Consider the following 13,013-nt stretch of genomic DNA (forward strand, 5'->3'; position numbering starts at 1 on the left):
GAAACCCGGAATACCCCGCTGATAAAGGACGTTGCCGCCAGTATGAGTACCCCCAGCCCCTTGTTGTCGCGCCCCGGCGCCGTTGAGGCCACCGGCCCCGACGCCGGTGTCGCCGCCCACTACGGCGAGCCGTTGCGCGAGCAGCGCGCACTCGCTGCCGGAACCGCCGTCGTCGACCTTTCCCACCGCGGTGTGGTCACCGTCGCCGGGCCGGACCGGCTGAGCTGGCTCAACACACTCTCGTCCCAGCAGGTGGCGGCCCTGGCACCTGGCGAATCCAGCGAACTGCTGCTGCTGAGTGTCCAGGGGCGCATCGAATTTGACGCCCGCGTTATTGACGACGGCGGGACCACCTGGCTGATCGTCGAGGCCGCCGAGGCTGCACCGCTGGCTGAGTACCTGAACCGGATGAAGTTCATGCTGCGGGTGGAGATCACCGACGCCTCCGCCGACTGGGCGGTGGTGGGCAGCACCAAAGCCGTTCCCGAATGGTCCGGCCGCCTCGCCTGGCAGGACCCGTGGCCGCACGTCTCGGCGGGCGGGTACTCTTACGCCACCGTTCCCGAGGAAAGCCACCCCGGCCTCCAGCGTCCGTGGTTCGAATACCTCATCCCCGCTGCGGAACTGGAGGACGCCGTCGCCGGGCGTCCGCTCGCGGGAGTGCTTGCCGCCGAGGCCCTCCGGGTCGCCGCCTGGCGCCCCCGGATCGGCGCTGAAACCGATGACAAGACCATCCCGCACGAACTCGACCTGCTGCGCACCGCGGTGCACCTGGCCAAGGGCTGCTACAAAGGGCAGGAAACTATCGCCCGCGTGCACAACCTGGGCCACCCGCCGCGCCGGCTGGTGTTCCTGCAGCTGGACGGCTCGCAGCACACGCTGCCCGCCGCCGGCAGCCCGGTCATGGCAGGGGAGCGCCAGGTGGGAACGGTGACCTCCGTGGCACAGCACCACGAAATGGGTCCTGTGGCGCTGGCGGTCATAAAGCGATCCGTGGCACCGGATGAGATACTGACCGTCCTGGACGGCGACGAACCGTATCCGGCTGTCCAGGAACTTATTGTCGCCCCGGACGCCGGCCAGGTTGTTGGGCGGCAGACCGGATTCTTGAGGGGGCCACGCTGATGACTGACCAGACCGCAACGGGAAACGGAGCAACGGAACCCGTGGAGGACAACGATGCCGCAGTGGCCTTGGCGCACACGCTGTTCCAAGCGGCCCGCGACGGCAACGACGCCCTGCTCGGCGCCTACCTTGAGGCCGGGGCGCCGGCAACCATGACCAACGCCACAGGCGACTCCCTGCTGATGCTGGCCGCCTACCATGGCCACGCCGGTACGGTGGGGTTGCTCCTGCAGCACGGCGCCGACGCCAACACCGCCAACGACCGCGGCCAGACCCCGCTCGCCGGGGCCGCCTTCAAGGGCTACCCGGACGTGGCCCGTATCCTGCTGGGCGCCGGAGCTGATCCGGATGCCGGAGCGCCCTCGGCACGCGCCGCGGCGCAAATGTTTGCCCGCACGGAGATTTTGGACCTGCTGGGCTAGTGCCGCCCGGGCTTTGCCCGGCCCTTGAATAAAACTTCAGAAGGAAGAACGGATGGAAAACGTAGAAAAGCCCTGGCCGGCGCTATGGTCCCTGGTGATCGGGTTCTTCATGATCCTGATCGACACAACCATCGTTTCCGTGGCCAACCCCCGGATCATGGAGGGGCTGCATGCCGACATCAACTCTGTCATCTGGGTGACCAGCGCCTACCTGCTGGCCTACGCCGTTCCGCTGCTCATCACCGGCCGCCTCGGGGACAGGTTCGGGCCCAAAAAGCTGTACCTCTCCGGCCTGGTGGTCTTTACCCTTGCCTCACTGTGGTGTGGCCTGTCCGGCGACGTCCGGATCCTGATAGCTGCCCGCGTCCTCCAAGGGCTCGGCGCTGCCATGATGACTCCACAGACCATGGCCGTCATCACCCGCATCTTCCCGCCGGACCGCCGCGGATCCGCGATGGCAGTCTGGGGCGCAACCGCCGGCATGGCAACCCTCGTCGGACCCATCCTCGGCGGCGTCCTGGTGGACGGCCTCGGCTGGGAGTGGATCTTCTTCATCAACCTTCCCGTGGGCGTCGTCGGCTTTATTCTGGCGTGGCGCAACGTGCCCGCGCTGAGCACCCACCCGCACAAGTTCGACATCCCCGGCGTCCTGCTCAGCGCCGTCGGCCTGTTCCTGCTGGTCTTTGGCATCCAGGAAGGCGAGACCTACAACTGGGGCACCATCACCGGGCCCATCAGCGTGTGGGGCCTGATCATCGCCGGCATCGTGGTGCTGGCGGCTTTCGTGGCGTGGCAGCGCTTCAACAAGGGTGAGCCGCTGCTGCCCCTGGCGCTCTTCAAGGACCGGAACTTTTCGCTCGCCAACATCGGCATCACCACGGTGGGCTTCACCGTGACCGCCTTCAGCCTGCCGCTGATCTTCTACTACCAGCTGGTCCGGGGCCTGACCCCCACCCAGTCCGCCCTGATGATGGTGCCCATGGCCCTGATCTCGGGGGGACTCGCGCCCGTCGTGGGCAAACTGGTGGACCGGGTCAACCCCAAATACATCACCGCCACCGGGCTCGTGCTGATGGCTGTGGCCCTGCTCTGGAACTCTGCCCTCATGCAGCCGGACACGCCCATCCTCATGTTCCTGCTGCCCAGCGCAGTCCTGGGCTTCGCCAATGCAGGCATCTGGGCGCCGTTGAGCACCACGGCTACCAGGAACCTGCCGCCACGGCAGGCAGGGGCAGGATCGGGTGTGTACAACACCACCCGCCAGATCGGCGCGGTCCTGGGCAGTGCCGCCATCGCGGTGCTGATCCAGTCGCGGCTCGCCGCCGAACTCCCCGCGGGAGGCCCCGGCGGATCCGCCGGCGAAGGTCTGGCGATGGGCGGCTCCCTGCCCGAGTTCCTGCACGCCGGCTTTTCGACGGCGATGGGCCAGTCCATCCTGCTACCCGCGGGAGTGATCCTGGTAGGCGCAGCCGTCGCCTTGTTCTTCGCCAAACCGAAGCCGGTCCAGAACTGGGGCGCGCCCGGGCACGGCGAGGCGTCAGCGAAGGTGGACGCTGGTCTGGATTCCGCCGGCTGAGAGGCCGAGCTTCCGGGCCAGCGCCAGGCAACCCGTGTTGCTGACGTCTGCGCGCCACTGCAGCGTCAGCCCCGCTGCCAGGGCTTCATGGGCTGCGATGGACCCCGCGAGGGAACCCAAACCGCGGCGCCGCCACTCAGGGTCTACCAGCACGCCCATGTTGGCCAGCAGGCCTTCCCACTCGCCGTAGGCACCGCAGGCCAAGGGCACGCGCCGGCCGTCCTGCTCGTGGACGATCGTGTACCGGTTTTCGAGGTCGGAGAGGCCAACTTCGTTGACGTCATCCGGCGGGCAGCGGCCCTCCAACTCGATGGCCTCAGGGTTTCCGTGGGACACGGTCAGTTCTTCGGCGGGCTGCTGCAGGGGCAGATCGTCCGCGAAGAACAGGGCCGCCGCGCCGAGGCCGTGACCGCCCTGGTCCCTGGTAAGGGTCAGGAGCGTCACGTGCTGGGCCATTTCCTCGTCCGGGATGCCGGCGGCGGCGTCAATCACGCTCTGCGGTCCCACGAGCACGGAACTCCCGAAAAGCCGCACGAACTCAACGGTCCGGGCCGACTCGTCAGCGCGGACAATCCGTTCGTCCGAGGCAAGTGCGGTCCCGAATGCGTCGTCGTCGAGGCCCAGCCGGCGCGCCCACGCCAACTGGATGATGGCAGCAGAGCCGGGATCGAGTGTCATGGTCCCAGCCTAGGGCGGCCCGTCGGCTTATCCGAAAAGGACGGCGGCTTCGTCGTACCGGTTCTGCGGGACGGTCTTCAGCTGGCCCAAGGCTTCCTGGAAGGCGACGTGGTGGATGTCGGTACCCTTCAGCGCCACCATGGTGCCCCAGTAGCCTTCCACCACTGAATCGATGGCCGCCATGCCCAGCCGGGTGGCCAGGACGCGGTCGAAGGCGGACGGTACGCCGCCGCGCTGGATGTGGCCCAGGATGGTTGCCCGGGTCTCGATGCCGGTCCGGGCTTCCAGCTCGGGTGCCAGCTGGTCTGCGATGCCGCCCAGCCGGGGCCGGCCGAAAGTGTCCAGCCCGCGCTCGGAGTGCGGGCTCTCCATGTGCTCGGGGACAAAGCCCTCAGCCACTACCACCAGGGGTGCGCGGCCACGGGCGTGGGCTTCGTTAACCCACTCGGTGATCTGCTCGATGCTGACCTTCTGCTCCGGGATGAGGATGGCGTGCGCGCCCGCGGCCATGCCCGCGTGCAGGGCGATCCAGCCCACGTGCCGGCCCATGACTTCGGCGATCATGCAGCGGTGGTGGGACTCGCCGGTGGTGCGGAGACGGTCGATGGCTTCGGTGGCAATCTGCACTGCGGTGTCGAAGCCGAAGGTGTAGTCGGTGGCGTCGAGGTCGTTGTCCACGGTCTTGGGGACGCCGACGATTTTCAGCCCTGCGTCGGTCAGGCGTTTGGCGGCGGCGAGCGTTCCCTCACCGCCGATGGCGATGATCGCATCGATGCCCAGCCGGTCCATGTGGGCCTTGATGGCCTCGGGGCCGCCGCCGTTTTCGAACGGGTTGGTGCGTGAGGTGCCCAGGATGGTGCCGCCCTGCTTCGCGATACCGCGGACCATGGTGCGGGGGATATCGATGATGTCGCCCTCCACCACGCCGCGCCAGCCATCGAGGAATCCGACGAATTCGTGACCGTGGATGGCGATGCCCTTCAGTACGGCGCCGCGGATCACGGCGTTCAAGCCGGGGCAGTCGCCACCACTGGTAAGGATTCCAATTTTCATGTTCAGCTCAAATCCTGGGAGAAGGTTTACAGGCAGAGCGCCACGCTGAGCTCACCTAGAAGTGTAGTGGGGTGTGTGGGGTACGACACAAACCGGTTACATGCGGTGCGCGTTCCCGGAGGTTGCCCCGGGCAAGGAAAAGGCCCCCGCATTCGTGATTCGTTCACGAGTGCGGGGGCCTGGTGCTCTCGGGGAGGCGCCTTTCGCGGCTACATTTTTGGCCCATTGATGGAGCGGCGCTCCAGGAATGTTTGCAGCGGGATCTCGTCGCGCTGGTCCGGCAGCACCACCCACGCCAGCAGGTAGAAGACGACGGCGGGTCCCGGCAGGAGGCAGAACAGCAGGAATGCGATGCGGACATAAGCTACGTCCACGTTCAGCTTGGCCGCGATGCCGCCCAGCACCCCGCCCAGCCAGCGCTGCGGGCCGCGCTTCAGGCCAAGGCCCCTGACAATGCCGAAGAACTTATCCATGGTCTAAGACTTCCTTTTCATTGGGTCGTTGTCACGTTTGCGGGCAGAGAGCAGGCCGCCCGCCACCAGGGCCACGCCCGCGCCGATCATCAGGCCGATCAGGACGTAGGTCCCGTTGAGGGTGACGATGCCGAGCTGCGCCACGATGATCAGTGCGGCCAAGGCCAGGACGATCAGGCCCCACACCACGGTTCCCACCCTGGCAGGTGCCGCTCCGGCATAGTCCTGGCCCGACGTCGTCGGAATGTTGCTGTCCATGTCAGTTGCCTTCCTGGATAGTGACGTTGCTGAACGTGCCATCGATCTGCACCACAAGGTGGTTGCCGGGCTTGTCCGTGTTGTAGCTGCTCTCGCGGGTGGTGGTCCCGCCGCGCTGGGCGGTGCCCTCGGTCAGGTTTCCCATGGTCATGTCCGCCTTGATATCCACGGGCAGGTTCTGCGGGATCACCACGGTCACGTTGCTGGCGGTGATATCGAGCGGAACCACGACGTCGGAGGTCAGGGGGGCGGTCGGGGACAGGTCCGTGAGGTTGACGGTTCCCCGTCCGGCAGTGATGTCGATGCCGCCGCGCGCCTCCTCGATGCTGGCGGGGTTCCAGTCCACCTGCTGGAAACGCATCCGGCTGTCGTTCGCCACGTTGTAGACGCCGCCGGTGACCAGGGCGATTACGGCGAACAGGCTCAGGATCCCCGAGGTCCGGCCCCGCAGTCCCGCCACCAGGATGCCCAGGCCAAGGACTGCCGCGGCGCTGGCCCAGACAATCGCGTTGCCGGAGCCGCCAAGATCGATGACGTGGCCGGCGTCGAGTGCCTTGAGCCCTCCGCCCACCAGCAGGGCGGAGCCGGCGGCTATGGCGACGGCGGGGGCACCGGGGCCGGCCGGCCGGGGCTTGGGCGGCCGCGGCGGTACCCACGGCGCCGGATAGCCGGACCCGCCGGGACCCCCGCCACCGGGCACGCCGGGGCCGCCGGTACCTCCGGGCGCCCCCGCCCCCGGGCCCGTCCCGGCAGGGCCGCCGGCGGTGCCGCCGCTGTAGGGAGGCGCTGGAGGGAATCCCTGGGTGGGGCCCGACGTGGTGGCGGTGGAGAACGATGACGTGTGTTCTGTACCCGGGCGTCCCGCCGTGTAAGGCATGCCCGGGGCCGCCGGCGCATGTCCCGCCATGGTGGGACGGGCCTTGTTGCGCTGGGAGAGGTGGTAGATCAGGAAGATCGCACCGGCCACCCAGAAGACGGTCCAGAGAAGCCCGCTCAAGCCGTTGTGGCTCCAACCCCAGAACCCTCCGCCCAGGCCGGTGAGTCCCAGGACCGTGGCAATCAGCGCGCCTGTCATACCGCTGGACCAGCGCCCGGCACCGGCTTCCTGGACATGGATCCTGCCGTCCGGTTCCGGGAGGAGGGCCCAGGCAAGGCCGTAGAGCAATACGCCTATGCCCGCTAGGAGGGTCAGGACAACAAGGGCGCCGCGGATGATGATCGGATCCACCCCGAGCCGGTGGGCGATGCCGCTGCAGACGCCGCCGATCCAGCGGTCGCTGCCGCGGGAGATGCCCTGGCCGCGGATCCAGCCGAAGAAGTCGTTTGACGGCGCAGGTGGGGTGGGGGCTGCATGGAATGCGTAGCCCTGCGCGGGGTCGGCAGCGGGAGGAGCGGTGGGACCGCCCTGCGCACCGCCGGAGGGACGTTCGGAGGTGCTCGACGCGGGGCCGGGAGGAACCGCGTCGGAGGCCGGCAGCGGCTCTGTGGGCCGCTGGCTGCCCGCACCTGGCAACGGCTCGGTTGGGTGTTCGTCGTCGGGGGAAGGGGTCTGCGAGTTCATACCTCGATCCTCCCGTCCAGGCCCGTTCCCGCTCTACTGGGGGAAACCCTGAACTGTCCCTGAGCCGTCCCCGGGAAACCGCGGCACGCGGTCCGGGCAACCCTGATCCATGCTTGGATTGACCCATGACAACCCTCCCGGTGCGGCCGCCCCTGGCCCGGAGCAGTGACCGGGTCATCGCCGGCGTGTGTTCCGGCTTGGCCCTGCATCTCGGATGGCCCGTGAAGAACGTCCGCTGGGGTTTGGTCCTCGCGTCCTTCGCAGGCGGAGCGGGCCTGGTGTTCTACGCATGGCTCTGGATCATGGTTCCCACCGCGGATGAGGCTGCACGGCGCAATACCCGCCGCCCGGCGTCGCCCATTGCTCCGGCGGTGAGCCGGCCGTCGGCCTTAACAACGGACGACGACGGACGTCCCGGGGGTGCCGCGGGTTCCGTGCCGCCTGGCGCGGCCGGGCCGTCCAGCCCACCGTGGTTCCGGGTGCGGGGGATGCGTTACGGCAAGGAAATCCTGCTCGGCTGCGGGCTCCTGCTGGTGGCCGGAATCATGATTGCCCAGATGCTGGGCGTGGACGTGTCGCTGGGGACCCTGATCCCCGCCGCCGCTGTCCTGGGCGGCGCCTCGATCGCCTGGATGCAGCTGGATGAGACGCGCCGGGCGGGACTGGTGGACAAAACCAAGGCGGACCAGGCCGGCGGGTGGGGCCGGCTGGCGGCGGGACTGGCGCTGGTGGTTGCCGGTGTCCTGGTGATGGTGTCCGGATCGGGTTCCTGGGAACAGACCTGGCTCGCACTGCTGGCTTCCGTGGCCGTGCTGGGCGGCGTGGTGCTGGTGCTGCTGCCATGGGCGTTGAAGTTCTGGCGGGACCTGGAAGCCGAGCGGGCAGGCCGGATCCGGGAAACGGAACGCGCGGAAATCGCCGCGCACCTGCACGACTCCGTCCTGCAGACGCTCGCCCTGATCCAGCGGCGGGCCGGCAGCGAGCACGACGTCGTCCGCCTGGCCCGGGCACAGGAACGGGAGTTGCGCGGCTGGCTCTTCCAGGACCACGGACGCGAAAGCGGCCAGCTGTCGGACCGGATTAAGGCCGCAGCCGCCGAGGTGGAGGACCTGCTTGGCAATGCCGTAGAGGTGGTCACGGTCGGCGATGCCGCCATGACGGAAGCCCATGAAGCCCTGGTCCAGGCCAGCCGCGAGGCCATGCTCAACGCATCCCGGCACGGCGGCGGAACCGTCTCCGTATACCTGGAGGCATCGGACGCGCAGGCAGAGATCTTCATCAAGGACAGGGGCCCCGGTTTTGAGCTGGGGGACGTCCCGCCGGACAGGCTCGGCGTCCGGGAATCGATCATCGGCAGGATGAAAAGGCATGGCGGCTCGGCTGCCATCCTCAGTACGGATGACGGCACCGAGGTTCGCCTGAGGTTGCCGGCAGCGGCGGAGAACGCGGAAGGGAAATCATGAGCACGATCCAGGGGACAGGGGCCGCGGCAGACCGGCCGGCCAAATCCGTTCGGGTGGTGATTGTGGATGACCACGCCATCTTCCGGTCCGGTCTGAAAGCGGACCTCGACGCCAGCATCCACGTGGTGGGGGAGGCCGCCACCGTGGAGCAGGCCATCGCCGTGATCGCCGAACAGCGGCCCGACGTCGTCCTCCTGGACGTGCACCTGCCCGGTGGGCTGGGCGGCGGCGGCCGGGAAGTCATCGCCGGCTCAGTACCGCTCCTCTCGGGCACCCGCTTCCTGGCCCTGAGCGTTTCCGACGCGGCGGAGGACGTGGTGGCCGTGATCCGCGCCGGCGCCCGGGGCTACGTCACCAAGACCATCTCCGGCGCCGAGATCACCGACGCCGTATTCCGGGTGGCCGGCGGCGATGCCGTGTTCTCGCCGCGCCTGGCCGGGTTCGTCCTGGACGCGTTCGGAACCGCCCCTGCGGATATTGCCGACGACGAGCTGGACAAGCTCTCCGCCCGCGAACTTGAAGTGATGCGGCTCATCGCCCGGGGCTACAGCTACAAGGAAGTGGCGAAGGAACTCTTTATCAGCATCAAGACCGTGGAAACCCATGTGTCCGCTGTGCTGCGGAAACTGCAGCTCTCCAGCCGCCACGAGCTGACCAAGTGGGCCGCCGAGCGCCGCCTCCTCTAACCGCCCGCTCATGTTTGGCAGCTGTTTCTCCAACGCCCGCTCACCTTTGACGTCTTAAACACCAACGCCCGCTCACTTCCTCAAGGAAAGTGAGCGGGCGTTGGTGTTTTGGCCGACGGAAGTGAGCGGGCGTCTACTGGGCCTTGCCGAGGAAATCCTGCAGGCGCTGGACGCCGGTGGCGAGGTCCTCATCGCCCAAGGCGTAGGAGAGGCGCAGGTAGCCGGAGGGGCCGAAAGCCTCGCCGGGGACCACCGCCACCTCAACCTCGTCCAGGATGAGGGTGGCAAGCTCGGCAGATGTCTGCGGCGTGGCAGTGCCGGACGCAGTCGGAAATTCCTTGCCCAGCAGTCCCCGGACGTCCGCGTAAACGTAGAAGGCACCCTTCGGCGTCGGGCATTCCACCCCGTCGATGGCGTTCAGGCCGGCAACGATGGCCTTGCGGCGGCGGTCGAAGGCCACCTTCATCTCGTCGACGGCCGTCAGCGGACCGGACACGGCAGCGAGGGCAGCGATCTGCATGATGTTGGACACGTTGGACGTGGCGTGCGACTGCAGGTTGGTGGCGGCCTTGATGACGTCGGCCGGGCCGATCATCCAGCCCACGCGCCAACCGGTCATCGCGTACGTCTTGGCAACACCGTTGAGGATGACCACCTTGTCGCCCAGTTCCGGGGCCGCGGTAGCGATGGAGGTGAAGGGGACGCCGTCGTAGGTCAGGTGCTCGTAGATCTCGTCCGTGACAACCCACAGGCCCTTGGCTGCGGCCCACTTGCCGATCTCCGCCACCTGCTCCGGCGAGTAGACAGCGCCGGTGGGGTTCGACGGCGAGACGAACAACAGGATCTTCGTCTTGTCCGTGACAGCCGCCTCCAACTGTTCGACCGTCACCAGGTAGTCCTGCTCCGGCCCGGCGAAAACTTCCACCGGCACGCCGCCGGCCAGGCGGATCGCCTCAGGGTAGGTGGTCCAGAACGGGGTGGGAACGATCACTTCGTCGCCCGGATCCACCAGTGTGGCGAAGGTGTTGTACACAGCCTGCTTGCCGCCGTTGGTTACCAGTACCTGCGAGGGATCGACGGTGTACCCGGAGTCCCGGAGGGTCTTTTCGGCGATGGCCTTCTTCAGCTCCGGCAGGCCGCCCGCTGGGGAATAGCGGTGGTACTTGGGCTGGGCGGCAGCTTCTATGGCGGCCTGGACAATGTAGTCCGGGGTGGGAAAGTCGGGTTCACCCGCACCGAAGCCAATAACCGGACGGCCTGCTGCCTTGAGCGCCTTCGCCTTGGCATCAACGGCAAGGGTTGCGGATTCGGCAATTGCGGATATGCGCTTGGAAACGCGGGCGGCAGACATGGCAGGTCCGTTCTTCGCTTGCAGCCGGAAGGCTGGAATGTGGGTTTCGACGAGTTCTACTCTAAGCTGTTCACCGGACCCTCCGGGGAGCCGGTTTGGTTTTGTGACTGCCACTCGCCGCACAAGTCGGACCGGCCGGCGGTCGGGCCGGGTCGGGCCGGTTTTACCTACGCGAAGTTCTTGCGTAGACTGGTTCACCGGTGTTGAAACACGGATGATGGCGTGCGCCCCAGTACAAGCTGGTGCCTGGGTCGTCAAAGAGTGGGATTCACTCCAAAGGGTAGTGGCGCAATTGGTAGCGCAGCGGTCTCCAAAACCGCAGGTTGCAGGTTCGAGTCCTGTCTGCCCTGCGCAAGCTGTTCCCGGGCGAAAGCCCGGGGCAGGCGCAGTAACCATGGTTCTGATCAGGGCCGGGTAATCCACCATTGCAAAGATGAGCGAGGACCAGGTGACCGAAACAGCTGCCAGCAGCTCCAAGGGCCGCCCAGCTAAGAAGGAAGCCAAGGCAAGCTTCTTCGCCCGCATTGCTCTCTTTGTCCGCCAGATCATTGGCGAACTCAAGAAGGTTGTGGCCCCCACCCGCAAGGAACTGATCAACTACACGCTCGTGGTGCTGGTGTTCGTGGCCATCATGATGGTCATCGTCAGCCTGCTGGACATTGGTTTCGGAACCGCTGTCAGCTGGATCTTCGGCGGTACCGGCGCGACGGACCGCTAAGGCTGTATGGTCCGCAGGCCGCGTGTTCGTCCGGGAAACCGGAAGGGAAGCGCCGGCGTGCGGAATTGAGCCATTTAAATAGGCATGTTAGGCAATGAGGAAGCAGGAGACCAAGTGTCTGAGCAGGAGCTCGAGGTAACCGAGTCTGGGCTGGAAGAGTCCCAGGACGTCGCGGCAGAAGCCGGTGAAGAGTCCGAGGTTGAGTCCTTCGCGCCCGAATCCGACGACGCCGGCTCCGATGCTGACGACGTCGCCGGCGAAGAAGCCGACGCCGCAGACGACGGCGACGACGAGTCCGCCGACGCCCTCGCCGCCGCAGCGGCTTCCGCAGCCGCTGATCCCGCCGAGGAGTTCAAGGCCAAGCTGCGCCGCCAGGAGGGTGACTGGTACGTCATCCACTCCTACGCCGGTTACGAGAACCGTGTGAAGGCAAACCTTGAAACCCGCATCCAGACCCTGGACATGGAAGATTACATCTTCGAAATCCAGGTGCCCATGGAAGAAGTCGTGGAGATCAAGAACGCCCAGCGCAAGGTGATCAACCGCGTCCGCATCCCGGGCTACGTCCTGGTCCGCATGGACCTGACCGACGCCTCGTGGGGCGGCCGTCCGCCACACCCCCGGCGTCACCGGCTTCGTGGGCAACGCCCACAACCCCGTCCCACTGCGCCTGGACGAGGTCTTCTCCATGCTCGCCCCTGTCTTCGAAGAGGAGCAGGCCGAGAAGGGCAAGCCGGTCAACAAGCAGAACCAGGCTCCCGTGGCCGTCGACTTCGAGGTCGGCGAGTCGGTCATCGTCAAGGAAGGTCCGTTCGAGACCCTCCCCGCCACGATCTCCGAGATCAAGCCCGAGTCCCAGACCCTCGTGGTGCTGGTCTCCATCTTCGAGCGCGAAACGCCTGTCACCCTGGCGTTCAACCAGGTCTCCAAGATCTGACAACCCTAGAATTCGTTCCGGCACCGCCCGCTTAGCGGCACCGGAACGGCCGGCCGCCTTGCCATGGCGGCCAGAAACCTGAGGCACGCTCCTGTGCCCCAGGACGTTATTGAGAGAAGGACCCTACATTGGCTCCCAAGAAGAAGGTCACCGGCCTCATCAAGCTGCAGATCCAGGCAGGTGCCGCCAACCCGGCCCCGCCGATCGGTCCCGCGCTTGGCCAGCACGGTGTCAACATCATGGAATTCTGCAAGGCGTACAACGCTGCGACGGAAGCCCAGCGCGGAAACGTCATCCCCGTGGAAATCACGGTCTACGAGGACCGTTCCTTCACGTTCATCACCAAGACCCCGCCGGCTGCAGAGCTCATCAAGAAGGCTGCAGGCGTTGCCAAGGGTTCATCCACCCCGCACACCGTCAAGGTTGCCAAGCTGACCCAGGCCCAGGTCAACGAGATCGCCTCCACCAAGATGGAAGACCTCAACGCCACCAGCCTCGAAGGCGCAGCCAAGATCATCGCCGGCACCGCCCGCTCCATGGGTATCACCGTCGAGGGCTAACCAGCCCTACCTGCTGTCCGGCGTCAGGATTATGACGACGACGGGCCGCACCGCCGGGACACCGGCACCACAACAATTGAAATGTCGGTCATCCGGGCCGGATAACGAACCGGATTACCGACTGTGGCAGGGCCCAGCGCGGTCCGCAGACC

General features: G+C 66.8%; 13 protein-coding genes, 1 tRNA gene and 1 pseudogene. 9 read left to right on the forward strand and 6 right to left on the reverse strand.

The window, feature by feature from the left end:
• Positions 1 to 42 precede the first annotated feature (42 nt).
• The 3 genes from QF050_RS09675 to QF050_RS09685 are packed head-to-tail and all read left to right on the forward strand — an operon-like array spanning position 43 to position 3,123.
• Complete coding sequence (locus tag QF050_RS09675) at positions 43 to 1,125, forward strand: glycine cleavage T C-terminal barrel domain-containing protein (protein WP_308930257.1); 1,083 nt, start codon at positions 43 to 45, stop codon at positions 1,123 to 1,125.
• Positions 1,125 to 1,547, forward strand: coding sequence for an ankyrin repeat domain-containing protein (locus tag QF050_RS09680; protein ID WP_308930258.1), 423 nt, complete (start codon positions 1,125 to 1,127; stop codon positions 1,545 to 1,547). Before QF050_RS09675 ends, QF050_RS09680 begins: the two co-directional genes overlap by 1 nt.
• 52 nt (positions 1,548 to 1,599) lie before the next feature.
• The gene (locus QF050_RS09685) at positions 1,600 to 3,123 is read left to right on the forward strand and encodes a DHA2 family efflux MFS transporter permease subunit (protein WP_308930259.1); all 1,524 of its coding nucleotides are present in this window, start codon (positions 1,600 to 1,602) and stop codon (positions 3,121 to 3,123) included.
• On the opposite strand, the gene QF050_RS09690 is transcribed toward QF050_RS09685, so the two are convergent.
• The 5 genes from QF050_RS09690 to QF050_RS09710 all read right to left on the reverse strand — a co-directional run bounded on the left by QF050_RS09690 (position 3,085) and on the right by QF050_RS09710 (position 7,146).
• Entirely contained in the window at positions 3,085 to 3,801 is a 717-nt protein-coding gene (locus QF050_RS09690; protein ID WP_308930260.1) for a GNAT family N-acetyltransferase, read from the reverse strand. The genes QF050_RS09685 and QF050_RS09690 overlap by 39 nt on opposite strands.
• Positions 3,802 to 3,828: 27 nt before the next feature.
• Positions 3,829 to 4,854 carry an ATP-dependent 6-phosphofructokinase gene (locus QF050_RS09695; protein WP_018760481.1) on the reverse strand — a complete coding sequence of 342 codons (1,026 nt, stop codon included), beginning with the start codon at positions 4,852 to 4,854 and terminating at the stop codon, positions 3,829 to 3,831.
• Positions 4,855 to 5,063: 209 nt separating this feature from the next.
• Entirely contained in the window at positions 5,064 to 5,327 is a 264-nt protein-coding gene (locus tag QF050_RS09700) for a PspC domain-containing protein (RefSeq protein ID WP_308930261.1), read from the reverse strand.
• 3 nt (positions 5,328 to 5,330) lie between these two features.
• Complete coding sequence (locus tag QF050_RS09705; protein WP_308930262.1) at positions 5,331 to 5,585, reverse strand: hypothetical protein; 255 nt, start codon at positions 5,583 to 5,585, stop codon at positions 5,331 to 5,333.
• A gap of 1 nt (position 5,586) precedes the next feature.
• The gene (locus QF050_RS09710) at positions 5,587 to 7,146 is read right to left on the reverse strand and encodes a PspC domain-containing protein (RefSeq protein WP_308930263.1); all 1,560 of its coding nucleotides are present in this window, start codon (positions 7,144 to 7,146) and stop codon (positions 5,587 to 5,589) included.
• Between the two features lie 125 nt (positions 7,147 to 7,271).
• Between QF050_RS09710 and QF050_RS09715 the strand changes: the two genes are divergently transcribed.
• On the forward strand, positions 7,272 to 8,609 hold the full coding sequence (locus QF050_RS09715) for a PspC domain-containing protein (protein ID WP_308930264.1): 1,338 nt from the start codon (positions 7,272 to 7,274) through the stop codon (positions 8,607 to 8,609).
• Positions 8,606 to 9,295, forward strand: coding sequence for a response regulator transcription factor (locus QF050_RS09720; protein WP_308930265.1), 690 nt, complete (start codon positions 8,606 to 8,608; stop codon positions 9,293 to 9,295). The genes QF050_RS09715 and QF050_RS09720 overlap by 4 nt, the downstream gene beginning before the upstream one ends.
• A gap of 133 nt (positions 9,296 to 9,428) precedes the next feature.
• On the opposite strand, the gene QF050_RS09725 is transcribed toward QF050_RS09720, so the two are convergent.
• Positions 9,429 to 10,646 carry a pyridoxal phosphate-dependent aminotransferase gene (locus tag QF050_RS09725; RefSeq protein WP_308930266.1) on the reverse strand — a complete coding sequence of 406 codons (1,218 nt, stop codon included), beginning with the start codon at positions 10,644 to 10,646 and terminating at the stop codon, positions 9,429 to 9,431.
• A gap of 277 nt (positions 10,647 to 10,923) precedes the next feature.
• Here QF050_RS09725 and QF050_RS09730 point away from each other — a divergent pair.
• The 4 genes and pseudogenes from QF050_RS09730 to rplK all read left to right on the forward strand — a co-directional run bounded on the left by QF050_RS09730 (position 10,924) and on the right by rplK (position 12,861).
• A tRNA-Trp gene (locus tag QF050_RS09730) sits at positions 10,924 to 10,996 on the forward strand.
• Between the two features lie 83 nt (positions 10,997 to 11,079).
• Complete coding sequence (secE, locus tag QF050_RS09735; protein ID WP_308930267.1) at positions 11,080 to 11,364, forward strand: preprotein translocase subunit SecE; 285 nt, start codon at positions 11,080 to 11,082, stop codon at positions 11,362 to 11,364.
• 114 nt (positions 11,365 to 11,478) lie between these two features.
• A pseudogene (gene nusG, locus QF050_RS09740) lies at positions 11,479 to 12,301 on the forward strand (transcription termination/antitermination protein NusG).
• 128 nt (positions 12,302 to 12,429) lie between these two features.
• Entirely contained in the window at positions 12,430 to 12,861 is a 432-nt protein-coding gene (gene rplK / locus QF050_RS09745; RefSeq protein WP_018760472.1) for a 50S ribosomal protein L11, read from the forward strand.
• Positions 12,862 to 13,013: the final 152 nt, after the last annotated feature.

Origin of the sequence: Arthrobacter sp. SLBN-112 (assembly GCF_030944625.1) — a bacterium.
Lineage (GTDB): Bacteria > Actinomycetota > Actinomycetes > Actinomycetales > Micrococcaceae > Arthrobacter.